25 protein-coding genes are annotated in these 26,120 nt (G+C 67.7%); 11 read left to right on the forward strand and 14 right to left on the reverse strand.

Annotation, left to right across the window (positions count from 1 at the left end; genetic code table 11):
* Positions 1–11: 11 nt before the first annotated feature.
* The 5 genes from DIE04_RS09140 to pyk all read right to left on the reverse strand — a co-directional run bounded on the left by DIE04_RS09140 (position 12) and on the right by pyk (position 5,768).
* A complete protein-coding gene (locus DIE04_RS09140) occupies positions 12–1,205 on the reverse strand; it encodes a 5-(carboxyamino)imidazole ribonucleotide synthase (protein ID WP_044844500.1) in 1,194 nt (397 codons plus the stop codon).
* An 88-nt stretch (positions 1,206–1,293) separates the two neighbouring features.
* Complete coding sequence (gene purE / locus DIE04_RS09145) at positions 1,294–1,815, reverse strand: 5-(carboxyamino)imidazole ribonucleotide mutase (protein WP_044844501.1); 522 nt, start codon at positions 1,813–1,815, stop codon at positions 1,294–1,296.
* Between the two features lie 17 nt (positions 1,816–1,832).
* Positions 1,833–2,723: a phosphoribosylaminoimidazolesuccinocarboxamide synthase gene (locus DIE04_RS09150; protein ID WP_124521093.1), complete on the reverse strand. Its 891-nt coding sequence runs from the start codon at positions 2,721–2,723 to the stop codon at positions 1,833–1,835.
* 231 nt (positions 2,724–2,954) lie between these two features.
* Positions 2,955–4,019: a class II fructose-bisphosphate aldolase gene (gene fba, locus DIE04_RS09155; protein ID WP_044844503.1), complete on the reverse strand. Its 1,065-nt coding sequence runs from the start codon at positions 4,017–4,019 to the stop codon at positions 2,955–2,957.
* 312 nt (positions 4,020–4,331) lie between these two features.
* A complete protein-coding gene (gene pyk, locus DIE04_RS09160) occupies positions 4,332–5,768 on the reverse strand; it encodes a pyruvate kinase (protein ID WP_044844504.1) in 1,437 nt (478 codons plus the stop codon).
* On the opposite strand from pyk, the gene DIE04_RS30080 reads away from it, so the two are divergent.
* Positions 5,767–5,895 (forward strand): hypothetical protein, encoded by a 129-nt coding sequence (locus DIE04_RS30080; protein ID WP_257773798.1) that lies wholly within the window; start codon positions 5,767–5,769, stop codon positions 5,893–5,895. The two genes, pyk and DIE04_RS30080, sit on opposite strands and share 2 nt — an antisense overlap.
* A gap of 157 nt (positions 5,896–6,052) precedes the next feature.
* Here the strand turns inward: DIE04_RS30080 and DIE04_RS09165 are convergent, their stop codons facing one another.
* The 3 genes from DIE04_RS09165 to DIE04_RS09175 form a co-directional block, all read right to left on the reverse strand.
* A complete protein-coding gene (locus DIE04_RS09165) occupies positions 6,053–7,249 on the reverse strand; it encodes a phosphoglycerate kinase (RefSeq protein ID WP_124521091.1) in 1,197 nt (398 codons plus the stop codon).
* 279 nt (positions 7,250–7,528) lie between these two features.
* On the reverse strand, positions 7,529–7,852 hold the full coding sequence (locus DIE04_RS09170) for an AzlD domain-containing protein (RefSeq protein ID WP_124486924.1): 324 nt from the start codon (positions 7,850–7,852) through the stop codon (positions 7,529–7,531).
* Positions 7,849–8,604 carry an AzlC family ABC transporter permease gene (locus DIE04_RS09175; protein ID WP_124486923.1) on the reverse strand — a complete coding sequence of 252 codons (756 nt, stop codon included), beginning with the start codon at positions 8,602–8,604 and terminating at the stop codon, positions 7,849–7,851. Before DIE04_RS09175 ends, DIE04_RS09170 begins: the two co-directional genes overlap by 4 nt.
* Positions 8,605–8,811: 207 nt before the next feature.
* On the opposite strand from DIE04_RS09175, the gene DIE04_RS09180 reads away from it, so the two are divergent.
* The 6 genes from DIE04_RS09180 to DIE04_RS09205 all read left to right on the forward strand — a co-directional run bounded on the left by DIE04_RS09180 (position 8,812) and on the right by DIE04_RS09205 (position 13,390).
* Entirely contained in the window at positions 8,812–9,735 is a 924-nt protein-coding gene (locus DIE04_RS09180) for a branched-chain amino acid transaminase (protein WP_047898927.1), read from the forward strand.
* A 50-nt stretch (positions 9,736–9,785) separates the two neighbouring features.
* Positions 9,786–9,980 (forward strand): zinc-finger domain-containing protein, encoded by a 195-nt coding sequence (locus tag DIE04_RS09185; protein ID WP_006749970.1) that lies wholly within the window; start codon positions 9,786–9,788, stop codon positions 9,978–9,980.
* 141 nt (positions 9,981–10,121) lie between these two features.
* On the forward strand, positions 10,122–11,159 hold the full coding sequence (gene waaF, locus DIE04_RS09190; RefSeq protein WP_044844509.1) for a lipopolysaccharide heptosyltransferase II: 1,038 nt from the start codon (positions 10,122–10,124) through the stop codon (positions 11,157–11,159).
* A gap of 115 nt (positions 11,160–11,274) precedes the next feature.
* Positions 11,275–11,721, forward strand: a complete 447-nt coding sequence (locus tag DIE04_RS09195) for a nuclear transport factor 2 family protein (RefSeq protein ID WP_006749968.1) — start codon at positions 11,275–11,277, stop codon at positions 11,719–11,721.
* A gap of 33 nt (positions 11,722–11,754) precedes the next feature.
* On the forward strand, positions 11,755–12,792 hold the full coding sequence (locus DIE04_RS09200) for a hydrolase (protein ID WP_044844510.1): 1,038 nt from the start codon (positions 11,755–11,757) through the stop codon (positions 12,790–12,792).
* Complete coding sequence (locus DIE04_RS09205) at positions 12,785–13,390, forward strand: DUF2946 family protein (RefSeq protein ID WP_044844511.1); 606 nt, start codon at positions 12,785–12,787, stop codon at positions 13,388–13,390. The genes DIE04_RS09200 and DIE04_RS09205 overlap by 8 nt, the downstream gene beginning before the upstream one ends.
* A 30-nt stretch (positions 13,391–13,420) precedes the next feature.
* Here the strand turns inward: DIE04_RS09205 and DIE04_RS09210 are convergent, their stop codons facing one another.
* The gene (locus DIE04_RS09210) at positions 13,421–15,115 is read right to left on the reverse strand and encodes a M48 family metalloprotease (protein WP_124521089.1); all 1,695 of its coding nucleotides are present in this window, start codon (positions 15,113–15,115) and stop codon (positions 13,421–13,423) included.
* 275 nt (positions 15,116–15,390) lie between these two features.
* Here DIE04_RS09210 and moaC point away from each other — a divergent pair, with 275 nt between their 5' ends.
* The 4 genes from moaC (at position 15,391) to DIE04_RS09230 (ending at position 20,872) form a co-directional block, all read left to right on the forward strand.
* Positions 15,391–15,879 (forward strand): cyclic pyranopterin monophosphate synthase MoaC, encoded by a 489-nt coding sequence (moaC, locus tag DIE04_RS09215; RefSeq protein WP_044844513.1) that lies wholly within the window; start codon positions 15,391–15,393, stop codon positions 15,877–15,879.
* A gap of 215 nt (positions 15,880–16,094) precedes the next feature.
* The gene (locus DIE04_RS09220) at positions 16,095–18,782 is read left to right on the forward strand and encodes a type VI secretion system Vgr family protein (protein ID WP_124521087.1); all 2,688 of its coding nucleotides are present in this window, start codon (positions 16,095–16,097) and stop codon (positions 18,780–18,782) included.
* Complete coding sequence (locus tag DIE04_RS09225) at positions 18,775–19,644, forward strand: hypothetical protein (protein ID WP_124521085.1); 870 nt, start codon at positions 18,775–18,777, stop codon at positions 19,642–19,644. Before DIE04_RS09220 ends, DIE04_RS09225 begins: the two co-directional genes overlap by 8 nt.
* Before the next feature lie 79 nt (positions 19,645–19,723).
* Positions 19,724–20,872 carry a glycosyl hydrolase gene (locus DIE04_RS09230; RefSeq protein WP_124521107.1) on the forward strand — a complete coding sequence of 383 codons (1,149 nt, stop codon included), beginning with the start codon at positions 19,724–19,726 and terminating at the stop codon, positions 20,870–20,872.
* 82 nt (positions 20,873–20,954) lie between these two features.
* Here the strand turns inward: DIE04_RS09230 and DIE04_RS30085 are convergent, their stop codons facing one another.
* From DIE04_RS30085 to sucD, 5 genes are all read right to left on the reverse strand, one after another.
* Positions 20,955–21,659, reverse strand: a complete 705-nt coding sequence (locus tag DIE04_RS30085; protein ID WP_260426205.1) for a TonB family protein — start codon at positions 21,657–21,659, stop codon at positions 20,955–20,957.
* A 62-nt stretch (positions 21,660–21,721) separates the two neighbouring features.
* A complete protein-coding gene (locus DIE04_RS09240) occupies positions 21,722–23,500 on the reverse strand; it encodes a Wzy polymerase domain-containing protein (RefSeq protein WP_124521083.1) in 1,779 nt (592 codons plus the stop codon).
* A gap of 171 nt (positions 23,501–23,671) precedes the next feature.
* Positions 23,672–24,268: a pilin gene (locus DIE04_RS09245; protein WP_124521081.1), complete on the reverse strand. Its 597-nt coding sequence runs from the start codon at positions 24,266–24,268 to the stop codon at positions 23,672–23,674.
* 97 nt (positions 24,269–24,365) lie between these two features.
* Positions 24,366–25,070, reverse strand: coding sequence for a TerC family protein (locus DIE04_RS09250; protein ID WP_044844520.1), 705 nt, complete (start codon positions 25,068–25,070; stop codon positions 24,366–24,368).
* A 166-nt stretch (positions 25,071–25,236) separates the two neighbouring features.
* Complete coding sequence (gene sucD, locus DIE04_RS09255) at positions 25,237–26,118, reverse strand: succinate--CoA ligase subunit alpha (protein WP_006477916.1); 882 nt, start codon at positions 26,116–26,118, stop codon at positions 25,237–25,239.
* Positions 26,119–26,120 lie beyond the last annotated feature (2 nt).

Consider the following 26,120-nt stretch of genomic DNA (forward strand, 5'->3'; position numbering starts at 1 on the left):
CGGCCGGTGCCTCAGTCGAGCGGCACGCGCAGCAGCTGCGCGCACGCGGTGGCCGCGGCAACCGCGTCGTCGCGCGTCTCGGCCGTGAAGTTCACATGACCCATCTTGCGGCCGACGCGCGCTTCTTCCTTGCCGTACAGGTGCAGGTGCGCGGCCGGCATCGCGGCGACCGTGTCCCACGGCGGCGTGACTGCCTCGGCCGCACCGTTCGGAAACCACACGTCGCCGAGGATGTTCAGCATCGCGGCGGGCGAATGCTGGCGCGGGTTGCCGAGCGGCATGCGCGTCATCGCGCGCACCTGCTGCTCGAACTGGCTCGTTGCGCACGCATCGACCGTGTAGTGGCCGGAGTTGTGCGGGCGCGGCGCCATTTCGTTCGCGACGAACGAGCCGTCTTCCAGCACGAAGAATTCGACGCACAGCACGCCGACGTAGCCGAGCGTATCGGCGATCCGCACGGCTGCCTGCTGCGCCTCCTCGACGCGCGCGGCATCGGCGGCCGGCGCCGGCACGACCGTCAGCGCGAGGATGCCATTGTGATGCACGTTCTGCGCGAGCGGGAACGCGGCCGAGCGGCCGTCCGCGCCGCGCGCGATCAGCGCGGACACTTCGTATTTCAGCGGCAGGCGCTTCTCGAGCACGCACGGCACGCCGCCGAGCGACGCATGCGCGTCGCGCGCTTCCCGCGCGGTGCTCACGCGCACCTGGCCCTTGCCGTCGTAGCCGAGGCGCGCCGTCTTCAGGATGCCCGGCAGCACCGCGTCGAGCGCGGCATCGTCGAGCGCGGCGAGCGCCGCCGCCGATTCGATCACGACGTGCGGCGCGACCGGCACGCCCGACGCCTCGATGAAACGCTTCTCCGCGATCCGGTCCTGTGCGACCGCGACGCAGCGGCCGGCCGGCGCGACGAACGTCGTGCGTGCGAGGAAATCGAGGCTCGCGGCCGGCACGTTCTCGAATTCCGTCGACACGGCATCGCACAGTTCGGCCAGTTCGGCGAGCGCGGCTTCGTCGTCGTAGGCCGCGCGCAGGTGACGGTCGGCGACCGCGCCGGCGGGGCTCGTCGGATCGGGATCGAGCACGGCGACGCGATAGCCCATCGACTGGGCGGCAAAGCAGAACATGCGGCCGAGCTGGCCGCCGCCGACCATGCCCAGCCACGCGCCGGGCAGGATCGGGGAAACGGAATCAGGAGTTGCGGTCATGTCAGTGGTCGGTCGCAGCGGGCAACGCCCGCCGCAGTGGGGAGGATCAGGCGGCCGCTGGCATCGCAGTGCGGCCGCCGGTGCGCCGTCACGCGAGCGGCGGCAGCACCATCGCGTGCGCGGCTTCGTTCTGGCGCACGCGGAACGCGGCGAGCCGGTTCGCGTAGTCGACCGAGTTGCCGGACAGGATCGACACCGCGAACAGCGCGGCATTCGCGGCGCCGGCCTCGCCGATCGCGAACGTCGCGACCGGCACGCCCTTCGGCATCTGCACGATCGAGTGCAGCGAATCGACGCCCTTCAGGTACTTGCTCGCGACCGGCACGCCGAGCACCGGCACCGTGGTTTTCGCGGCCAGCATGCCGGGCAGGTGCGCGGCACCACCGGCGCCCGCGATGATCGCGCGCAGCCCGCGCTCGCGCGCCTTCTCCGCGTAGTCGAACATCTCGTCGGGCATCCGGTGCGCGGACACGACCTTCGCTTCGTACGGCACGCCGAATTCCTGCAGGATCGCGACCGCGTTCTTCATCACGTCCCAGTCGGAACTCGAACCCATCAGCACGCCGACGAGCGGCGCGCTGTGCGTGTGGGCAGTCTGGACTTCACTCATTTCGTGCGTTCCTTCGTTCAGGCGAGCGGCTGGCCGGTGATGCGCTCGAGCGCTTCCTGGTACTTCGCGGCCGTCTTCTCGACGACGTCGGCCGGCAATGCCGGTGCCGGCGCGGTCTTGCCCCACGGCTGCGCCTCGAGCCAGTCGCGCACGAACTGCTTGTCGAACGACGGCGGGTTGGTGCCGACCTGGTACTGGTCGGCCGGCCAGAAGCGCGACGAATCGGCCGTCAGCACTTCGTCCATCAGGTACAGCTTGCCGTGGTTGTCGAGGCCGAATTCGAACTTCGTGTCGGCGATGATGATGCCGCGCGTCGCCGCGTAGTCAGCTGCTTCCTTGTACAGACGGATCGAGATGTCGCGGATCGTCGCGGCCAGCTCGGTGCCGATGCGGCGCTCGGTTTCCTCGAACGTGATGTTCTCGTCGTGCTCGCCGAGCTCGGCCTTCGCGGCCGGCGTGAAGATCGGCTCGGGCAGCTTCTGCGCGTTCTGCAGGCCTTCCGGCAGCTTGACGCCGCACACGGCGCCCGACGCCTGGTATTCCTTCCAGCCGCTGCCGGCCAGGTAGCCGCGCACGACCGCCTCGATCATGATCGGCTCGAGGCGCTTGACGACCACGGCGCGGCCCTTGACCTGCTCGACCTCGTCGGCCGCGACGACCGCTTCCGGCGTGTCGCCCGTCAGGTGGTTCGGCACGATGTGCGCGAGCTTGTCGAACCAGAAGTTCGCCATCTGGTTCAGCACGCGGCCCTTGTTCGGAATCGGCTCGCCCATGATCACGTCGAATGCCGACAGGCGATCGGTCGTGACGATCAGGAGCTTGTCGTTGCCGACCGCGTAGTTGTCGCGGACCTTGCCGCGACCGAGGAGCGGCAGCGAGCGGAGCGTGGATTCGTAAAGGGTAGACATCGTCTTTTCGCAGATAAGGAGCCAAACAAAAAGGGAAACGCCGTTCCCCGCGGCAGGCGGGAACGGCGGTCTTGCAATGCGTCGGCGAACCGCCGGGAGATCACGCCCGTCGGTTGCCGGCCGGCCCTTGTTCGGCCGGACGGAACGGCTGCCGGAGCCGGATCCGATCCGGCCCCAAGGCAGTCAGCCCCGGCCCGGCGCGAAACCGGGCGGGGCAATCGTACTACAGTCTCAGCGCACGACCTGCGCGAGCGCGCCGGACTTGTACTGTTCGGCGATCTTGTCGAGCGACACCGGCTTGATCTTCGCGGCCTGGCCTTCGCAGCCGAACGCGAGGTAGCGGTCGACGCAGACCTGCTTCGCCGCTTCGCGCGCGGGCTTCAGGTAGTCGCGCGGATCGAACTTGCCCGGGTTCTCGAACAGGTAGCGGCGGATCGCGCCGGTGATCGCGAGACGCAGGTCGGTGTCGATGTTGATCTTGCGCACGCCGTGCTTGATGCCTTCCTGGATTTCCTCGACCGGCACGCCGTAGGTTTCCTTCATGTCGCCGCCGAATTCGCGGATCTCGGCCAGCAGTTCCTGCGGCACCGACGACGAACCGTGCATCACGAGGTGCGTGTTCGGGATGCGTGCGTGGATTTCCTTGATGCGCTGGATCGACAGGATGTCGCCCGTCGGCTTCTTCGAGAACTTGTACGCGCCGTGCGAGGTACCGATCGCGATCGCGAGCGCGTCGCACTGCGTGAGCTTCACGAAGTCGGCGGCCTGCTCCGGATCGGTCAGCAGCTGCTCGCGGGTCATCGTGCCTTCCGCGCCGTGGCCGTCTTCCTTGTCGCCCTTCATCGTCTCGAGCGAGCCGAGCACGCCGAGTTCGGCTTCGACCGTCACGCCGATCGAGTGCGCCATCTCGACGACCTTGCGCGACACGTCGACGTTGTATTCGTACGAGGCGACCGTCTTGCCGTCGGCTTCGAGCGAACCGTCCATCATCACGCTGGTGAAACCGCTGCGGATCGCGGCCGTACAGACCGCCGGCGACTGGCCGTGATCCTGGTGCATCACGACCGGGATGTGCGGATACGACTCGACCGCCGCTTCGATCAGGTGGCGCAGGAACGGCTCGCCCGCGTACTTACGCGCACCGGCCGATGCCTGCATGATCACGGGCGCGCCGACCTGGTCCGCTGCCGCCATGATCGCCTGGACCTGCTCCAGGTTGTTCACGTTGAAGGCCGGCAGGCCGTAACCGTGCTCTGCCGCGTGGTCCAGCAATTGACGCATTGATACGAGAGGCATTGTGGAACTCCTTGGAATGAAAACCGGTGCGCCCTGACGCCGGCGCGGCGCTCGCTCCCCGTCGAATCCGGGGCGGCACAGCGCGGCTGAGCGTCGAATAGCCGCATTTTATCGCGAAGCGCCTCCGATTCCGACCGCCCGGTGGCGCGTACTCGCATTTTGTTACCTTCGCACGGCACAATGCGGCCAAAAAACAGAAAAAAAGCCGCGCGGGGCATCGAACCCCACGCGGCTTTCGTCGAATAAACGGTGCCCGATCAGTTCGGGCGGCCGTCGGACCGGTCGACGGACCGGCCCGGTGCACGCCGGCGCTCAATAATGTTCGCCGACCCGCACGATCTTCAGCGTGTTGGTGCCGCCCGCCTGCCCCATCGGCTCGCCGACGGTCAGCACGACCATGTCGCCGTGCTGCACGTAGCCCTGCTTGACGACGATCTCGAGCGCCGCCTGCAGCGCCGAGTCGCGGTCGCTGTTGAAGTCGACGTGCAGCGGCGTCACGTTACGGTACAGCGCCATCGTGCGCTCGCTGCCGACGCGCGGCGTCAGCGCGAAGATCGGCACGTGCGTGTAGTGACGCGACATCCACAGCGCGGTCGCGCCCGATTCGGTCAGCGCGACGATCGCCTTGGCACCCAGGTGATAGGCGGTAAACAACGCGCCCATCGCGATCGACTGGTCGATCCGCGTGAACGTGCGGTCGAGGAAATCCTTGTCGAGTTCGACGTGCTCCGACTTTTCCGCCTCGACGCACACGGCCGCCATCGTCTCGATCGTGACGACCGGGTACTTGCCGGCGGCCGTCTCGGCCGACAGCATCACCGCGTCGGTGCCGTCGAGCACCGCGTTCGCGACGTCCGACACTTCCGCGCGGGTCGGCACGGGCGCGTGGATCATCGATTCCATCATCTGCGTCGCGGTGATCACGAGCTTGTTCGACTCGCGCGCCATCCGGATCATGCGCTTCTGCAGCGCCGGCACGGCCGCGTTGCCGACTTCCACCGCGAGGTCGCCGCGCGCGACCATGATGCCGTCGGACGCGTCGAGGATGCTCTGCAGCGCCGGAATCGCTTCCGCGCGCTCGATCTTCGCGATCATCTTCGGCTTGATGCCGTACGGCGCGCCCGCGATGTTCGCGAGCTGGCGCGCCATTTCCATGTCGGTCGCGTTCTTCGGGAACGACACCGCGACGAGATCCGCGCCGAGCGACATCGCCGTGCGGATGTCTTCCATGTCCTTCGCGGTCAGCGCGGGCGCCGACAGGCCGCCGCCCTGGCGGTTGATCCCCTTGTTGTTCGACAGCTCGCCGCCCACCTTGACGATCGTGTGAATCTCGTCGCCGAGCACGCGCTCGACGGTCAGCACGATCAGGCCGTCGTTCAGCAGCAGCAGGTCGCCCGGCTTCAGGTCGCGCGGCAGCTCCTTGTAGTCGAGGCCGACCCGCTCGTCGTTGCCGAGCTCGCAGCCCGCGTCGAGGATGAAGGCCTGACCCGGCACGAGCGTCGTCTTGCCGTTCTCGAACTTGCCAACGCGGATCTTCGGGCCCTGGAGGTCGGCCATGATCGCGATCTCGCGGCCGACCCTGCGGGCGGCCTCGCGCACCATCTCGGCGCGCTGGCGGTGATCGTCGGCCGTGCCGTGCGAAAAATTGAGCCGCACGACGTCGAGGCCCGCCTGCATCATCTGCAGCAGAATCTCCGGCGAACTGGAAGCCGGGCCGATCGTGGCGACTATCTTGGTGGCGCGCTGCATGAAACTCCTCATCTGGATCAAGGTGGATGCGCTGGGTGAAACGCTGCGAGAGCCGGAATCGGCGAGCCCAGCGGCGGCCGTTCCGGGGGGCGTGCCGGTGCTTGCGCCCGGCATCGCTTTGTTCTGAATCTCGTGGTGCTGCATGGCCGCGTCGCCGGCGGCCGCCGGTGCGCGCGGGGTGGAGTTCGCCCGCGCGGGCGCGCGTTTGCGCTTGCCCGCGCCGGCCGGCTGCTCCGCTTTCGCGGAGCGCGCGGCCTTCGTCACCCCTGCGCGCGCCACCACGCTCAGGCCGCCCGCGTTTCGAGCACTTCCACGGCCGGCAGCTTCTTCCCCTCGAGGAACTCGAGGAAGGCGCCGCCGCCCGTCGAGATGTAGCTGACCTGGTCGTGGATGCCGTACTTCGCGATGGCCGCGAGCGTGTCGCCGCCGCCCGCGATCGAGAACGCGGACGATTTGGCGATCGCTTCGGCGAGCGTCTTGGTGCCGTTGCCGAACTGGTCGAACTCGAACACGCCGACCGGGCCGTTCCACACGATCGTGCCGGCCTTCTCGAGCTGGCTGGCGAGCGCGCGGGCCGTATCCGGGCCGATGTCGAGGATCATGTCGTCCGCTTCGATGTCGGCGACCTGCTTCACCGTGGCTGCTGCCGTCGGCGAGAATTCCTTGGCGGTGACGACGTCGCTCGGGATCGGCACCGACGCGCCGCGCTCGCGCGCCTCGTCGATGATCGCCTTCGCCTCGGCGACGAGATCGGCTTCCGCGAGCGACTTGCCGATCGACAGGCCGGCCGCAAGCATGAACGTGTTCGCGATGCCGCCGCCGACGATCAGCTGGTCGACCTTGCCGGCCAGCGACTTGAGAATGGTCAGCTTGGTCGACACCTTGGAACCGGCGACGATCGCGACCAGCGGACGCGCCGGGTTGCCGAGCGCCTTGCCGAGCGCGTCGAGTTCGGCGGCCAGCAGCGGGCCCGCGCATGCGACGGGCGCGTACTTCGCGATCCCGTGGGTGGTCGCTTCCGCGCGGTGCGCGGTGCCGAACGCGTCGTTCACGTACACGTCGCAGAGCTTCGCCATCTTCTGGGCGAGCTCGTCCGAATTCTTCTTCTCGCCCTTGTTCACGCGGCAGTTCTCGAGCAGCACGACCTGGCCCGGCGCGACGTTCACGCCGTTCTCGACCCAGTTCGAGACGAGCGGCACGTCGCGGCCGAGCAGTTCGGCGAGTCGCTTCGCGACCGGCGCGAGCGAGTCTTCCGGCTTGAATTCGCCTTCGGTCGGACGACCGAGGTGCGACGTGACCATCACGGCCGCGCCGGCGTCGAGCGCGGCCTGGATGGCCGGCACGGACGCGCGCACGCGCGTGTCTTCGGTGATGTTGCCTTGATCGTCCTGCGGGACGTTCAGGTCGGCGCGGATGAACACCCGCTTGCCGGCGAGCTGGCCGGCGGCGATCAGGTCGGTAAGACGCTTGACTTGGCTCATGTTGAACAGATTGAAGTAGTGGATGGGGAAAGGGGGTTCACGCTGGACGTGCGCGGGCTGCCGCGAAAGGGCGCCGGATGCGGCCGTGGCTGGCGGTTCGCATGACGCGCACGGGTAAAAAATCTCGAACGGGCATTCTAGCCGATCCATCCGGCAGACTGACCCGTGCGGCGGCGAATTCCGCCTATTTGGGATCGCGCGTGGCCATCGACACATTGCCGCAACGCAGCAATGCGCGCGCGCCAGCGGCCGGCCCCGGCCGGCCGGCGCGGCGATTCGTCAGAAGATCAGGCGCAGCACGGTGAAGACGAGCATCCCGATGACGATCGTACCGAGCATGCTGCGCCGCCACAAGAACCAGCCGAGGCCGGCGAGCGCCGCGTAGAACGGGTGATTGGACAGCGCGAACGACAGCCCGGCCGGCGTTTCGAGCACGTCGGGCAGCACGACCGCGACGAGCGCGGCGGCCGGCGCGTAGCGCAGCGCGCGCTGGGCGCGCTCGGGCAGCACGGTGCGTTCGCCGCCGAGCAGGAACAGCGCGCGCGTGACGGCCGTGACGACCGTCATCCCGACGATGACGATCCAGATCTCGGTCGCGCTCATTCGATCTCCTTCTCGTGCACGGTTTCGGTACGGATGCGCCGCCAGTCGGCCCGTTCGACGAAGAAATCGGCCATGCTGCCCGCCGCGAGCGCGGCCAGCACCGCGATCGGCAGCGCGAGCCGGTACGGCAGGTCGAACGCGACGAGCGACACGATGCCGGCGACCGCGACGGCCGCGAGCGTCGAGCGGTTCGCGACCGCCGACACCATGATCGGGATCAGCGCGAGCGTGCCGGCCAGCTCCAGCCCCCAGCTCGCGGGAACGAAGCTCGCGAGCAGGATGCCGGCGAGCGACGACGCCTGCCACGACGCCCAGCTCGCGAGCGCCATCCCCCAGAAATACGCCTCCTTGCCCGGCACGTGGCCGTTCGCGAAGCCCTGTTTCTGGAACAGCAGGTAGATCACGTCGCCGTTGAAATAGCCGATCGCGAGGCGCCGCCACAGCGGCAGGTAGGAAAAATGGGGAGCAAGCCCGGCGCTGAAGATCACGAAGCGCAGGTTGACCATCGTGGCCGTGAGCAGGATCGTCCAGATCGGCAGCTTCGCGACGAGGAGCGGCAGCACCGCGAGCTGCGACGAGCCCGCGTAGACGAAGATCGACATCGCGCTCGCCTGCCCGAGCGTCATCACCGACTTGCTCATCGCGACGCCGGTGACGAGCCCCCAGGACAGGATCGCCATCAGGGTCGGGGAATAGTCACGCGCGCCCTGGATCAGCGCGAAGCGGTCGGTGGCGGACAATCGAGCGAGCATGGGAAAGCGGGCCGCAGCGGGCGGTTCGTCCGGGCTCCGGCGTCTCCCGCCGGCACGGCCCGTCGTCATTGGAATCGGTGCCGGACGATTATAGCCCCGGCCCTCGGCCGACCGACCGGCTCGACGCCAAATGACGCTAAAATATGCGTCTTTCCGGCTCAACGCTGCACACAACCCGCAGCACCTCACCGCTTCCAGGAGAATCCTATGTCAATGGCCGACCGCGACGGCAAGATCTGGATGGACGGCAAGCTGATCGACTGGCGCGACGCCAAGATCCACGTCCTGACCCATACGCTGCACTACGGCATGGGCGTCTTCGAGGGCGTGCGTGCGTACAAGACGGCCGACGGCAGCACCGCGATCTTCCGTCTGCGCGAGCACACCAAACGTCTGCTGAATTCGGCGAAGATCTTCCAGATGGACGTGCCGTTCGACCGGGAAACGCTCGAAGCCGCGCAGCTCGAAGTCGTGCGCGAGAACAAGCTCGAGTCGTGCTACCTGCGCCCGATCATCTGGGTCGGCTCGGAAAAGCTCGGCGTGTCGGCGAAGGGCAACACGATCCACGTCGCGATCGCCGCATGGCCGTGGGGCGCGTACCTCGGCGAGGAAGGCCTCGCGAAGGGCATCCGCGTGAAGACGTCGTCGTTCACGCGCCACCACGTGAACGTGTCGATGGTGCGCGCGAAGGCGTCGGGCTGGTACGTGAACTCGATCCTCGCGAACCAGGAAGCGACCGCCGACGGCTACGACGAAGCGCTGCTGCTCGACGTCGACGGCTACGTGTCGGAAGGCTCCGGCGAGAACTTCTTCCTGGTGAACAACGGCAAGCTGTACACGCCCGACCTGTCGTCGTGCCTCGACGGCATCACGCGCGACACGGTCATCACGCTCGCGAAGGACGCCGGCATCGAGGTGATCGAGAAGCGCATCACGCGCGACGAGGTCTACACGGCCGACGAGGCGTTCTTCACGGGCACGGCCGCCGAAGTCACGCCGATCCGCGAACTCGACAACCGCACGATCGGCAGCGGCGCGCGCGGCCCGGTCACGGAAAAGCTCCAGTCGGCGTTTTTCGATATCGTGTCGGGCAAGAACGCGAAGTACGCGCACTGGCTGACGAAGGTCTGAGTGCGCTGCGCCACCGACCGCCCCACAAAAGAGTGATAAGAGAAAGTCTCATGAGCGAAATCAAGGAAATGCCGCTGGTCGAGCTGACGGCCAAGGATCTCCCCGCCTACTGCCCGAACCCGGCCATGGCGCGCTGGAGCGCGCACCCGCGCGTGTTCATCGACGTCTCGCACGGCGAGGCGCGCTGCCCGTACTGCGGCACGCGCTACAAGCTGCGCGACGGCGAGGTGGTCAAGGGCCACTGAGCCCCGGCCGGCCGGGCCCGCGGGCCCGCCGCACGCAAGGCGGCGCAGCCGGAATCCCGGCGCGCCGCCCTTTTCCTGTTCTGACAACCCGAACGCGGTGCCTGTGCGCCGTGCTTCATTACGACATCGGAAGTCGACCTGATGCGTCGAGCGCTGGTTATCGCACCGAACTGGATCGGTGACGCATTGATGGCGCAGCCGCTTTTTGCGCTGCTGAAGAAGCTCCATCCCCGCATCGCGATCGATGCCGTCGCGCCCACCTGGGTCGCGCCCGTGCTCGAGCGGATGCCCGAGATCCACGATGTCTACGCGACCGACCTCGCGCACGGCAAGCTGCAGCTGCTGCGCCGCTGGCAGCTCGCGAGCGACCTGCGCGACGTCGGCTACGACGCGGCGTACGTGCTGCCGAATTCGCTGAAGTCCGCGGTGATCCCGTGGCTCGCGAACATCCCGCTGCGGATCGGCTACACGGGCGAGCATCGCTACGGCCTGCTGAACGTGCGGCACGCGAACCCGGACAAATCGGCCGAGCGAGCGCCGATGACGACCCACTACGCGGCGCTCGCGTATGCGCCGGGCGCGAAGCTGCCCGAGTCGATGAAGACGCTGCCCGCGCCGCGCCTCGACGCCGACCTGAACGAGACGGCGCGCGTGTCCGCGCGTTTCAATCTCGATACGCGCAAGCCGCTCGTCGTGTTCTGCCCGGGCGCGGAATACGGCCCGGCCAAGCGCTGGCCGCCCGAACATTTCGCGACGCTCGCGACGATCGTCCACCAGTCGTTCCCGTACACGCAGATCGTCGCACTCGGCTCGCAGAAGGACGCCGCCGCCGCGCAGGCGATCGCCGACCACGCGCCGAACGTGCGCAACCTGTGCGGGCAGACGTCGCTGTCCGAGGCATGTGCGCTGATCGCGCGCGCGAACGCGGTCGTGACCAACGATTCGGGGCTGATGCACGTCGCGGCCGCGTTGCGCCGGCCGCTCGTCGCGCTGTACGGATCGACCGATCCGCGCCACACTCCTCCGCTGTCTGACCTGGCGAAGGTACAATGGCTGCATCTCGAATGCAGTCCCTGCTTCGAACGCGAGTGCCCGCTCGGCCATCTGAAGTGCCTGCGCGAACTCGGTCCCGAGCAGGTATTCGGCGATTTGCGCGGCATGCTCGTCGGGCAGCGCTGACCCTGGCCGGCAGCGTCGCACGACGCGCCGGGCAATCCGATTCACCGGTGTACGGCGGCTCCATCCGGGCCGCCGTGCTGAATACGGCGCGCGACGCGCGCGAGAGATAACCCCGATGCCACGTTTTGCCCGCCTTTTCGAAGCCGCTGCCGATACGCTGAACGCCTACTACCAGGCCGTCGCCGATGCCAATCTCGACGCGCTGCTGGGGTTGTGGATCGACGAGGACTTCGCCAGCTGCGTCTGGGCCGACGGCGAGCATCTGCACGGCCTCGACCAGATCCGCAGCGGGCTGGCCAACCGGCTCGCGACGCGCCCCGTGACGATCGAACCGCTCGACATCCGCGTATACGACAGCCTCGGCACCGTCGTCTACACGATCGCCGAAGCGCATCAGCAGGCCGACCTGACGGCCGAACCCGACATGGTTTTCGCCACGTACGTGATGATTCACGAACGCGGCGAGTGGCGCATCGCGCATATTCACGCGAGCCCGATTCCCGAACAAGCGGCCGGACAATTCGCCGCGAAGATCCGTCACGGGCAGGGTCCGCTGCACTGACGAAGAACGAAGCAACGCATTAGCGGGGCGATCATGAGTACGGCTTCTCCGCCCACCTCGCCGCTGACAGGGGCCCCGGCCCCCGACGACGATTCACTGCGCTATCGCGCACCGCGCTGGCTGCCGAACAGCCATGCCCAAACCATCGTGCCCGCGCTGTTCGCACGGCGTCCGGCGGTCGCGTACCGACGCGAGCGATGGGAAACCCCCGACCACGACTTCATCGATCTCGACTGGGTCGCGCATCTCGACAGTGCCGCGCCGCCGCCCGACGCGCCGCTGTTCGTGCTGTTCCACGGCCTCGAAGGCAGTTCCGGCTCGCACTACGCGCTGGCAATGATGGCCGCCGCGCGCGCGAAGGGCTGGCACGCCGTCGTCCCGCACTTTCGCAGCTGCAGCGGCGAACTCAACCGGCAGCCGCGCTTCTACCATCTCGCCGACAGCGCCGAGGTCGACTGGATCCTGCGCCGGCTCGCCGCGCGGCATCGCGGGCCGATCGTCGCGGCCGGCGTGTCGCTCGGCGGCAACGTGCTGCTGCGCTGGCTCGGCGAGCACCGCAGCGACACGTCGATCGTGCACGCGGCCGCCGCGATCTCGACGCCGATCGACGTGCACGCGGGCGGCCGCGCGCTGTCGCAGGGCTTCGCGATGGTCTATACGCGCAGCTTCCTGAAGACGCTGAAACGCAAGGCGCTCGCGAAGCTCGACCAGTATCCGGGGCTGTTCGACCGCGACGCGATGCTGCGGGCCGTGACGATGCGCGACTTCGACGAAGTCGTGACCGCACCGCTGCACGGCTTCGCCGACGCCGACGACTACTGGACCCAGGCCACGACGCGCCCGCTGCTGCCCGCGATCGACGTGCCCACCCTGATCCTCAACGCCCGCAACGATCCGTTCCTGCCCGAATCCGCGCTGCCGAGTGCCGCCGACGTGTCGCCGGCCGTCGAGCTCGACCAGCCGGCGGACGGCGGCCATGCGGGATTCATGACCGGGCCGTTCCCCGGCCGCCTCGACTGGCTGTCGGCGCGGGTGTTCGGCTATTGCTCGAAATTCGTCGACCATGGATGACATCGTCAGGCAGGCCCTCGCCAAGTGGCCGAACGTGCCGCACTGCACCGGCTGGCTGCTGCTCGACCGGCGCGGCGAATGGCGGCTGCGCGACGACGCCGCGCAGGCCGCCGGCGAGCTCGGCTCGCCGGTCCGGCATGCGGCGCTGAACGCGTTCATCGGGCGCAACTACGAATGCGATGCGCACGGCCAGTGGTTCTTCCAGAACGGGCCGCAACGCGTGTATGTCGAGCTCGCCTATACGCCGTGGGTCGTGCGCCTGGCCGAGCGCGACGGGCAGCTCACGCTGGCCGACCAGACCGGCGCGCCGTTCGAGCCGGACGCCGCGTGGCTCGACGATGCGGGCGGCGTGCTGTTGCGCGCGCCCGGCACGCCGCCGCGCATCGCGGCGTTGCACGACCACGACCTCGGCCTGTTCGCCGATCACGCGGACTTCGACGCGACGCCGCCCGTGCTGCGCTGGCGCGACGGGCGCACGCTGCCGCTCGGCAGTCTCGCCCGTGCCGACGTGCCGGCGACGTTCGGCTTCGTCGCGAGTCCCGCGCAGCGGGCGCACGATACGTCGGGCGCGCCGAACGGCGGCAGCACCGGAAGCTGAAGCGCAAGCGCCCTGCCCGTCTGACGGCCGTCATCCGCGGCCGTTCTTCTCGTCCTCGCGCTCCTCCTTGTAGCGCGCCTCGAATTCCAGCAGCCGCGCGCCGATGATCGACTGGTCGTAGAACGACACGTCCTTCGCGTCGCGCGCCTCCTTCAGCTGGCGAATCGCCGACGGCCACGCGCCGTCGAGCGCCAGCTTCTCCGCGAGCGCGCGGCGCCGCGCGAGCACGTCGCCACGGCCGTCGCTCGCCTTCGCGAGGTAATCCCACCAGTCCGGCTGCTCGGGGTCCGCCTGCGCCTGGTTGCGCGCGAGCGCCTGTGCGTCGGCGAAGCGGCGTTCGGCGATCAGCGCCTGCAGGTGCGCGACGATCGCCGCATGCGACGCCGGCCAGCGCCGCTGCGCGAGCGCCGCGAGCCGCACCGCGTCGTCGGTCCGTCCCGCGCGGCGGGCGATGTCGGCCGCAAGCACGTCGAGGCTCGGCGAACTCGTCGCCGGATCGTCCGCGCGCCGCTCGCGCGCGTCGAACGCGGCGCGCGCCGACGCGAGCGCCTTGTCGGCCGCATCGTACTGGCCGAGCAGCGTGTTCGCGAGCGCGATCCCGTACGCGTTCGCCGCGACGTTCGGTGCCGTCCGATCGTCGAGCTCGAGCTGCATCCGGCGCACCTCGGCCGCGATGTCGTTCGGCGCGCGGTTCTGCAGAATGCGCAACCGCGCGCGCACGAAGCCATATTCGGCCGACTGGTGCGGCTGCCGATACGGCGCGCGGCGTGCGCGATCCTCCATGTCGGCGATCCGCTCGCCCGTCAGCGGGTGCGTGCGCGCATAGGCCGGCACGCCCGCGTCGCCCATCGACGTGCGCTCGAGCCGTTCGAAGAAGCCCGGCATCCCGTACGGGTCGTAGCCGGCACCGGCGAGCAGCTGGAACCCGACGCGGTCGGCTTCGCGCTCGGCCGACCGCGAGAAGCGCAGCTGATTGTCGACCGCATAGGCCTGCCCGCCCATCGCGATCGCGCTGCCGAGATCGCCGCTGCGCGCGAGCACGCCTGCCAGCACGCCGAGCAGCATCGTCGCGAGCGCCGTGTAGCCGGTCTTCTCGTTCGCGCCGATCATCCGCGCGATGTGCCGCTGCAGCACGTGGCCCATCTCGTGGCCGACCACCGATGCGAGTTCGGATTCCGTCTGCGTCGTGACGACCAGCCCGCTGTTGATGCCGATGAAGCCGCCCGGCATCGAGAACGCGTTGATCTGCGGATCGCGCACCGGGAACAGTTCGAAGTCCGGCATGTAGCCGCCGATGTAGCGCGCCGCCGCAGCCGCCGCGAGCCGCTTCGCGATCGCGTTCAGGTAATCGCGTGCGAGCCAGTCGTCGAGATAGTCCGGATCGCGCCGCACCTCGCGCATCACGCGCTCGCCGAGACGGCGTTCGGCCTGCGGCGTGAGCGAACCGCCGGAGCCGTCGCCGAGGTCGGGCAGCTCCAGCGTGCGCAGCGGCGCGCGCAGGCTCGCGCCGGGCGCGGACGCGCCGTCGGCGCCGGCAAACCGGCTTTCCGCGCCGCCGTAGGTGCCGAACACGCCGGTCGCGATGCCCGACGGCACCGTGGAGATCGACGGCGAGGCGCCGGTCGCCGGCTCGAGCGGCAGCGCGGAGGTGCGCTGTGCATGGCCGCTCGGCGGCAGCGCGAGCGCCGCCGAAAGCAGCACGGCAAGCAACTGTTTGACACGCATGGCAGGATGAAAGCGACGCCGCACCGCGCGCCGGGCGCGCATTGCGGCGTGTGGTCTGAATATTCGGGTCATTGTACCGGCGACATCGCAACTGTCCCGTGCGGCAAGTGCGCCATCTGCGCGCCCGGTGCCGCGAAGGCCACTGCTATGATAGGCGCCCGTTGAAACGTTGGATCGGATCGGGGTGCAGAGAGGGATTCGGCGCCCCAGCCGGTCACGAAGCAGGATCGGGTGACGTGCTCGCGCGTGCGCACGCCGTTCCACTGGAGCAAGACATGTCAGGACTGACCCATTTCGACGCCGCCGGCCACGCACACATGGTCGACGTCGGCGGCAAGCAGGAAACGCAACGCATCGCGATCGCGCGCGGCACGATCCGGATGCTGCCGGCGACCTTCGCGCTGATCCGCGACGGCAAGGCGAAGAAAGGCGACGTGCTCGGCGTCGCGCGGATCGCCGCGATCCAGGGCGCGAAGCGCACCGCCGACCTCATTCCGCTGTGTCACCCGCTCGCGCTGACGCGCGTGGCCGTCGACTTCGAACTCGACGATGCGCTGCCGGGCGTGCACTGCGTCGCGCAGGTCGAGACGTTCGGGCGGACCGGCGTCGAGATGGAAGCGCTGACGGCCGTGCAGGTCGGGTTGCTCACCGTGTACGACATGTGCAAGGCGGTGGATCGCGGGATGGTGATCACCGAGGTGAGCGTGCGGGAAAAGCGCGGCGGGAAGTCGGGGGACTGGAAGGCGGAGGATGTCGCGGGCTGAGCGGCCCGGGCCTGGTCGATCCGGCCTGAACCACCCACGCCCGACCATTGCCCGACCGGGTGACGTGCACGCCCTGCCCCGTCAGGCCGACGCGCCGACCGCATTTGAAATGTCGTTGAAAGGCAAATTCGAGATAGCTGACGTTTATCTCATACAATTGGCGGATTCCGCACGGGAGAGCGTGCGACCCAGCACAAAAAAAGCGAGCACGGGTGATGAATTCGCAAGCATTGAGAAACGCACGGCTGGCCGGGCCGATCCAGGACGAACGACTCGTCCAGCTAGAGACGCCGCTCGGCCCTGACGTCCTGCTGCCCCATCGCGTCAAGGGACGCTCCCGGCTCGGGCGTCATTTCGAGTTCACCGTCGACGCCGTGTCGGTGTCCGACGACATCGAGCTCAAGAAGCTGATCGCGCAGCCCGTCACGCTGCGAATCCAGCAGGCCGACAAGTCGTACGCGCCGCACCACGGGTACGTGCACGCTGCCCGCCGGCTCGGGTCGGACAGCGGCCTCACGCACTACCAGATCGTCTTCGCGTCGTTCCTGCACTTCCTGAAGTTCCGCCGCGACCAGCGCATCTGGCAGGACAAACCCGCCGACGAGATCATCGCCGACGTCCTGAACCAGCACCCGCAAGCCAGGGGCTGCTTCGAATTCAGGCTCTACCAGCCGCTGCCGTCCCGCTCGTTCTGCATGCAATACGAGGACGACTGGAACTTCGTGCACCGCCTGCTGGAATCGGAAGGCCTGTACGGTTTCTGGGAGCAGGCGCAAGACGGCAAGTCGCACACGCTCGTCGTCGTCGACCGGATCGACGCGCTGCCCGCGCTGTCGCCGCCGACCGTGCGCTTTCATCACGCCGGCGCACGCGACGAGGCCGACACGCTCGTCCAGTTCTCCGGCACGCGCACGCTGCGCAGCGTCGAGCGTACGACGCGCACGTTCGACTACAAGCAGCCGCCCACCGCGTCGAATCCGAAGGCGACTCATTTGCCGACGATCGCGAACCAGGGCGACCTGCCGCAGCAGCTCGAAGTCTACGAATACACCGGTGCCTACACGTACCCCGAACAGTCTCGCGGCGACCATCTGTCGAAGCTCTGGATGGAGCAGCAGGAGTCGCTTGCGAAGCGTTTTCACGGCATCGGCGGCGTCCGGCGCATGGATGCGGGACGCACGTTCGAGCTCGCCGATCACCCCGAACACGACAAGGACGACGCGGGCCAGCGCCGCTTCGCGGTGATCGAGACGGCCTGGCTGATCGCCAACAACCTGCCCGTCGCCGACCGACAGGCCGGGTTCCCGCACAGCCTGCAGGCCGACATCGGCGAGCTCGTGCGGGCCGGCGGTGCGGACCTGTCGTACGTCCGGCATCCGGACGGCAGCGAGGGTATTTTCCAGGTCAGCATCGAGGCGCAGCGCACGACGGTGCCGTTCCGCAGCCCATTCGAGCACGCGAAACCGCCGATGCATCTGCAATCCGCGATCGTCGTCGCACCGCAGGGCGAAGAAGTCCACACCGACGCGCTCAACCGGGTCAAGGTCCGATTCCATTGGGATCGCCTGAACGACGGCGACGAGAAGGCGTCGTGCTGGCTGCGTGCCACGGCATCGGATTCCGGAAACGGCTATGGCGCCGTTCATCCGCATCGCAGCGGCGAGGAAGTGCTGGTCGACTTCCTCGGCGGCGACTGCGATCGTCCGATCATCGTCGGCAAGGTCTACAACGGTGCGACGAGCCCGCAATGGCACAGCAACGGCATCCTGTCCGGTTACCGGTCGAAGGAATATGCGGGTGCCGGCTACAACCAGCTGGTGCTCGACGACGCGACGTCGCAGAACCGCGTACACCTGTACAGCAGCCAGGCCAACACGCACCTGCACCTGGGCTACCTGATCGACCACACGGGCAACGATCGCGGCGGCTATCTCGGCAGCGGCTTCGACCTGCGCTCGGATGCATACGGCGCGGTGCGCGCGAACCGCGGGCTGTACGTCACGACGCACCCGAAGCAGCCGGCAAGCCAGCCGCTCGACGTGAAGGAAACGCAACAGCAGCTCGTCCGCGCGGAAGGCCTGATGGAAACGATGTCGGAGGTCAGCGCGCAGCATCAGGGGGAGTCGCTCGACCCCGGCCACACGGCGCTGAAGCAGTTCAGCGACGCGACGCAGAACAGCGTGAGCGGCAGCACCGCGGGCGGCAGGACCGCCGGCGGCGGCACCGGCACGGCCAACGCGTTCAAGGAGCCCGTGATGCTGTTCGGCAGCCCGGCCGGCATCGCGCTGTCGACGCAGCAGTCCGTGCAGTTCGCCGCGGACCGGCACGTCAACCTCGTCAGCGGACAAAGCACACACGTCGCGGCCGGCAAGTCGCTGATCGCGAGCGTCCTCGACCGGATCAGCCTGTTCGCGCAAAACGCAGGCATGAAGCTGTTCGCCGGCAAGGGCAAGGTGGAAATCCAGGCGCAGGCGGACAACATCGAACTGACCGCGCAGAAGGCGCTGAAACTGGTGGCGGCCACGCAGTCGATCGAAGGCGCGGCAGCGAAAGAAATCCTGCTGACTTCCGGCGGCGCCTACATCCGCATCGCGGACGGCAACATCGAGGTGCACGCGCCCGGCAAGATCGACATCAAGGGTGCGCAGCACCTGTTCAACGGCCCCACGCACCTGTCGCAAACCATGCCGACGCTGCCGAACTCGAGCGGCAACTACGACCAGGCGTTCATCGCGCACTGGGCCGGCACCGACATTCCGGTCGCGAATACGCGATACCAGATGTTCTCGAACGGCACGCTGATCTCGGAAGGCGTCACCAACGCGGCAGGCGAGACCGGGCTCACGCAGAGCCACGTGCCGCACGACGTCGTCGTCAAGTTCTTGGGGAAATCGAATGGCTGACGTGCAACAGAAGGACAACGTGCTGGGTACCGGCGCGGGGATGCTGACGCCGACGGGGTACAAGGATCGGCCGAAGGTGGCGATCAATATCTGCGACAAGCATGTGACGCCGGCACCGAAATGGATCGTCGGCACATGTCCGTTCTACTATCGGCCACTTCACGGGGCCTATATGGAGACGGTCGAGAAGGTCAGCATGTCGAGCATCTGGTCGACCATCAAGGGTTTCGCGCTGTCGTGGGATCCGTGGACCGACTCGAACGTGGCGCACCGACTCCTGCACCGGCGCGAGGAACTGATCAAGATAGACAGCACGAATTCCGACTGGTCTCGTCACGGCAACTTCATGATGCGTCACGTCGGATGCGGACATAAGCCGCCGGATTACTACATCAGCTACGGCTACTACTATTGCTCCGACTATGGCAAGAATCTTTACCCTCGACTCAGCCCCCAGGGAAAAGCGTGGTTGAACAAAGCGCGAAAACTGCTTCAGGTCAACATGGAAGACGGCCTGAATCAAAACATGGTGGGCAACACGATCCAGATGGCCAGCCCGACGCCAGGAAACGGTAGCGTCGATATGACGTGGCCACAGTTCGAGTTGGAAATGGACACCGAAAAGTTCAAGGAATTCGCATTCAAGACGCACCCGATGGCCTACCTCGACGGCGGCTTGGCGGATCTGCCGATCATGGATCTCGTCAGGATCGGAATGCGCCCGAACATTCAGGAATGGGGCGACGGAAGAACGTGGGGACAGGCGCGCGACTCGGCCATCCCCGTTCTGAGGAACAAGGCCGAGGAATGGGACGTCGATGATCCGGTCGGCAAGGCACTCGGAAGACTGCTGGTGAAGTGACATGCGAAAAAGCAAACGATGGCTTTTGATCGCGGGATGCGTTCTTGTTCTGCCGATCGCTATTTACGGATATACGGAAATGACTTCAGGGTGGGAAACGGTATCGACCGAATTCATGCGCAACGACAAGCCGTACGGCGCAGGCGCATTTCGCGTACAGCGCAACGACTTCATGTCGTTGAAGGTTGCAAGACCGGAACTCACGTTCAAGCCGGAAAGCGAGCAGAAGAACCCGGACGTCGCGGAGTTCGCCGAACCGTGGATGGACGATTCAAACGAGCGGCTGAACCGGTCCACCGTCAGTTTCCTGCGCGGCACGCTGGGCGGCAGCGTCGTGCGCCACTTCCAGCAACCGGGCCAGACCGCGTCATGGTGGTACTCGCCCGACTGGCGGGTCCTGTACGTCAGTACCGGCTGGATGGACTACAAGGCACCTCGCCCCGACGACGGCGCGGTCCTCCAGACTACGAGGCTTTGGAAATCGAGCGACGGCGGCCAGCACTGGTCCCAACTCCAATGGCCTGCGGATCACAACATCAGCCGATTGCTGTTCATCGATGCCCAGCGTGGTTACGCGATCGGCTGGGGACCGCGCGTCTGGCGAACGACAGACGGCGGCCAATCGTGGCAGGAAATCAAGGCGCCTCCGGGCGCAATCATCCCAGGCAAGCCGCGCAGATCATTCGATGGAGTCGCCCTCGGCCCGGACGGTACATTGCGCGTCGCCTATCTGGCCAACGAGCCCGGTTATCCGCAACCGACCAGCGTCGTCAGCAGGCTCGACCGGGATCAGCCGGACTTCGCCCATGAAGCCGAGCTACCCGGCCACGTCGTCGGCCTCGAAGCACCGCCAGCACCGTATCGAGACTACCCGCTGTATGTGCTGTCACGCGCGGCCAATGCATCCGGCAACAACCGCGATACAGGAGGCATTTCGACCTGGACCAGCGAGCATCCTGATCGCATCCGGCAGTTGCACACGTTCGAGGACCGCTTGACGCTCAACGGGCTGAGTGTCGGGCGCAACGGCGTTCTGCTTGTTCACGCAACCGATCCAAACACCGCAAACGGCGGCGGCTCGCCCATCGACGTGACCATCAGCAGCACCGATGGCGGCAAGACCTGGCAGCAAACCACCGACAAGGCCTCGCAGGGCGGCTACTTCGACCCGGAAACGAATACGCTCTATTCGGTGTTCGCCTACACCCTGCGGAAGCGACAATTCTGATTGCCAACTGACGCGCTTGCCGCGGGCCACGTCCGCAGAATCGGACAGTGCCCGCGGCACGACCGGCCGCGTCGCCCGCCCATCACTCGCCGCGACGCGGCTCGAACACGAACGGTTGCGTGAGCAGGAACGGATTCGCGGTGGCGCCGGTCTGCGCGCAGGTCGCATGCGTCATCGCGTCGACGGCCGCGCGGTCTGCCGCGGCATTGCGGCTGCTGGTCGTCACGGTGACGTTCTGGGCTTCGCCCGAGGTCGTCATCAGCGCGCGCACGAGCACGGTGACGGGACGCGTGAGCGGCTTCGCGCCATCCGGGTAGACGGCGCGCGGAATGCGGCAGGTCAGCTTGCTTTCCTGCGACGACGACAGCATCGCGCAGCCGGAAAGCAGCACGGCGACGGCAGGCAGGATCAGGATGGTCGAGCGAAGAGCCATGGTCGAATATCGTTCTTGAGTACTGTTGCGGACGATTGCCGCGCCGGCCGACATCGTCCGGCCGCATCGCGTGCATCGCCCCGCGCCGCGGCCATCGGACCGGCGCCCCGTTGCGGCCGCACGACCGATGGTTGCCCGGTCGCGATCCTGCTTCGCGGGTTCCCGGAGATCCGGGGGCAGCGTTCGTGCCGGCAACCCGCTCCGGGCGGCCATGCACGCGAACGCTTTCGCGCATTGTGCACGCGCCGCCTCGCGCGTGGCGGCGATTTGACAATGGTTGACGCGAATCGCGCCGTATCCGGCCGGCATCCATTCTTCGCGGGAAGCAATCGCCGCACCGTCCCGGGCCGCCATCGCTCCCCTGCTCCACCGCAATCCGACCGACGCCGGGATTCCCCGCCCGGCGCCGCGCGGCGTCACTCCGAATCGTCGTCCGAGTCGTCGTCGTCCGCGTCGGCCGGGACTTCTCCGTACTTCGCGACCACCGCCGCCTTGAACGCCTTCAGCGCCGGCTGCTGGTCGCACAGCTTGTACAGCAACCCAAGCTGCTGCGGCCAATCCTTCAACTCCTTCGCGAACACATGCAGGCGCGCAACCGTATCGAACGCGTCGGCGTCGCGGCCGGCCAGCGCCTGCAGCGCCGCATAGCGGCGCAGCACCGTCTCGCCGGGCAGCAGCGCGATCGCGCGCTCGTGCGCGATGAGCTTGAGCGGCAGGTTGTCCGGCGAAATCGTCAGCAGCGTGGCCGCGCCGTAATCGCCCCACGCGCCGAACAGCAGCGACGGCGCGTCGCGGTACTGCGCGGCCGGTTCGCTGCCGTAGTACAGCACTTCCGCGCGCTGGTAGTCGCGCAGCACGGGCACTGCCGCCAGCACGCCGCCGACCGACAGCACCGCGAACAACCCGAACGCCGCGCGGCCCGGCAGGATACGCAGCGGCTTCACGTCGAGCAGGCCGATCACGAACATCGCCGGCAGCAGGAAGAACATGTATTGCTGCGGATATTCGACGAGCGCATGCATCAGCAGGATGCCGATCAGCGCGAGGCCGAACACGCGCGTGCTCGACTGCGGCGCGCGCACCGCGCGCACGAACCATGTGACGAGCGCGACGACGAGCACGCCGAGGCCGACGAGGCCTGACTTCGCGAGCAGGTCGATGAAGATGTCGTGCGAGTTGTTCGCGATCTCGACACCGCCGAGCGTACGCACGAGCGCGAACTGATGCGACGGGAATTCGCCCCAGCCGACGCCGAGCAACGGATGCTCGCGGAACATCGCAAGCCCGTACTTCCACAGCGCGAGGCGCGGCGCGATCTGCCCCGCGTCGCGCATCCTGTCGGCCGCCGACTCGGCGAGCCCCAGGTGGAAGTGCACGTTGGCCCAGCGCACCGCGACGTTCACCGCGACGAAGATCACCGCGAGCGCGACCGGCATCAGCCATGCGCGGCGGTTGCCCGGCGCGCGGCGCGACTCGAGCCATGCCATCCAGAAACCCGCGACGACCAGCACCGCGACCTGCAGCCACGGGCCGCGCGACACCGTCAGCGCGAGCCCGACCGACAGCGCGATCGACAGCGCGAGCCACGCCCATGCCGCGAGCCGGCGCGTCTGCGCCAGATACAGCGCGCCCGCGAGCGCGAACGCGATGTAGGTCGCCAGGTGGTTCGCCTGCGCCATGTTGCCGTACGGGCGGCGATCGACCGCGATGTTGTACACGACGACGAACGGCGACACCGCGGACTCGAGATGGAACAGCTGAACGATCTGGCTCGCGACCGCGAACACCCCGCCGACGAGCAGCGCGCCGGACATCATTCGCGCGACGGCTTCGGCGAGCCCCTCGCGCGCGAGCGTGTAGCCGGCCTGCATCGCGACCAGCGCGGCGGCCAGATAGCCGACCGCCAGCCAGTTCATCGACGGCACCTTCAGCGGCATCAGCGCGACCTGCGCGATCAGCACCGCCGCGAACCCGAGCGGCGCGACGAACGCGGCCGGCGCGGCGAACGGCTCGGCCGGGCGGCCCGTGCGCGCGAGCAGGACGACGGAGAGCCCCACCAGCAGATACAGCACCAGCGCGGCAAATTCTGAATAGAAGGTTGGAATCGGATACGTGTGATTCGTGATCGAGTACGGCACGATCAGGGCGACAGCCAGCGCAACGAGCGGCAACGAACGGGAAAAAGTAGAAGGCATGAGCGAACCGGATGTCAGCAACCGGCGCACTATACAAAACTTTCCCCGCTCTGTGCGGGCCCGTCGCACCGTCACCCGACGCGGCGCGACCGGTGCGACCGGCGCAACCCGCCGGCACGGCGGGCGCCGTGCCGTGCACGCGGCCCCGCACTGGCCGGCATGCCCCCGCCCCTACGCGCGGCATTCCGCCGGCGCATATTTCGCGGGCAACGTCGCGGCCTCCGCCGGTAGCGGGCCCGCTCCCGGCGCCGGGAGCGACGACGCAGCCTTGCCGGCGGCAAAGCACTCCCATGCGATCGCCCCGGCCTGCATCGTGCCCTTTTTCAGCGGTACGCGCGCGGTCGGCGTATCGGCCTTGTCCGGCGCGGACGGCACGAGGACGAGCGTATTCGCGCCGGCCGCGGCGACGCGGGCGGTAAACGCCACCGTGATCTGGCCCGTGTCGCCGTCGATGACGACGGATTCGACGTTGCGGGTGGCGGCCGGCGGGCTGTAGCCGCCGTCGAGGCCCGCGCCGCTCGCGGCATTGTCGGCGACCGCGAGCCGCGCGGACGACGCGAGCGCGAGCCCCTCGCCGACGCGCGAGCGCGCGAGGTAATCCTGGTACGCGGGAATCGCGTAGGCCGCGATCACGCCGACGATCGCGAGCACGATCATCAGTTCAATCAGCGTGAAGCCGGCCGGCCGCCAGCGCGGCGCCGACCGGCGCGCGCGCCGCAGATCGGCGGCGATGCGACGGAACAGGGAAACGGAAAAGGCTTCGAACATGACTGGCTCCGGAAACGAAAAACGCCTGCCGGATCAGGCAGGCGTTTCGATCGTAGCCAGCGGGCCGCGGCCCCGGCAGTCGGCCGGACGGCCAACGTCAATGCGCGCGCGGGACGCCGCGGCGGCGCCGGAGCGCGTAACCCGCGGTGACGACGAACAGCGCGCCGGCGATGCTCGCGCCGTAGATCGCGGCCTGCGTATCGAGTACCGGCCAGCGGTCGCCGACCGGGTCGTGCACCATCAGCCCGCCGGCGATCCAGCCCAGCAGCCCGGCGCCCAGCGCGACGACGACCGGAAAGCGGTCGAGCAGCTTCAGCACCAGCGTGCTGCCCCACACGATGATCGGCACGCTGACGACGAGCCCGAAGATCACCAGCGCCAGCCGGTGCGACGGATCGGCCTGCTCGGCCGCGCCGGCGATCGCGATCACGTTGTCGAGGCTCATCACGGCGTCGGCGATCACGATCGTCTTCACCGCGTCCCACAGCCGGTCGGCCGGCTTCACGTTGTCGTGCGCATCGGCGTCCGGCGCCATCAGCTTGACGCCGATCCACAGCAGCAGCAGGCCGCCGCCGAACTTCAGGAACGGCACGTCGAGCAGCACGACCGCGAATGCGATCAGCGCGACCCGCAGCAGGATCGCGCCGGCCGTGCCCCACACGACGCCGCGCAGCCGCTGGTTGGCGGGCAGGTTGCGGCATGCGAGCGCGATCACGACCGCGTTGTCGCCGCCGAGGAGAATGTCGATGATGACGATCTGAAACACCGCGCCCCAGTGGAGCGACGTCAGGAATTCAAGCATGAGCAGTATCGGGTGATCGGGTGCGGGGCAACGGCTGTCGAACAGGCGGCCCGGGTCAATGCCGGAACATGCATCGCGCAGCCCCGGGGCTTACAAATTCATTGCGCGAGCATAACAAAAAACGCCGGCGAAGCCGGCGTTTTTTGCAGGATGAACCACGCGGAAATTACAGCGCCTTCTTCAGCAGGCGACCCATTTCCGACGGGTTGCGCGTGACGGTGATGCCGCACGCTTCCATGATTTCCAGCTTCGCTTCGGCCGTATCCGCACCGCCCGAGATCAGCGCGCCGGCGTGGCCCATGCGCTTGCCCGGAGGCGCCGTGACGCCAGCGATGAAGCCGACGACCGGCTTCTTCATGTTGTCCTTGATCCACTCGGCGGCATTGGCTTCGTCCGGACCGCCAATTTCGCCGATCATCACGACCGCATCCGTATCCGGATCGTCGTTGAACATCTTCATCACGTCGATGTGCTTCAGACCGTTGATCGGGTCGCCGCCGATACCGACTGCCGACGACTGGCCGAGGCCCAGTGCCGTCAGCTGCGCAACCGCTTCATACGTCAGCGTGCCCGAACGCGACACGACGCCGATGCGGCCCTTGCGGTGGATGTGACCCGGCATGATGCCGATCTTCAGTTCGTCCGGCGTGATCGTGCCCGGGCAGTTCGGCCCGAGCAGCAGCGTCTTGCGGCCTTCGCGACGCATGCGGTCCTTCACTTCGATCATGTCGCGAACCGGAATGCCTTCCGTGATGCAGATCGCGAGATCGAGGTCGGCTTCGACCGCTTCCCAGATCGCAGCAGCAGCACCTGCCGGCGGAACGTAGATGACCGACACGGTCGCGCCGGTTTCGGCCTTCGCTTCCTTGACGCTCGCGTAGATCGGAATGCCTTCGAAATCTTCGCCGGCCTTCTTCGGGTTCACGCCCGCGACGAATGCTTCGCGGCCGTTTGCGTATTCACGGCAGGCGCGCGTGTGGAATTGACCGGTCTTGCCGGTAATGCCCTGCGTGATGACCTTCGTGTCCTTGTTGATCAGAATCGACATGT

It is taken from the genome of Burkholderia sp. Bp8994 (assembly GCF_003853805.1).
Taxonomy (GTDB): Bacteria; Pseudomonadota; Gammaproteobacteria; order Burkholderiales; family Burkholderiaceae; genus Burkholderia.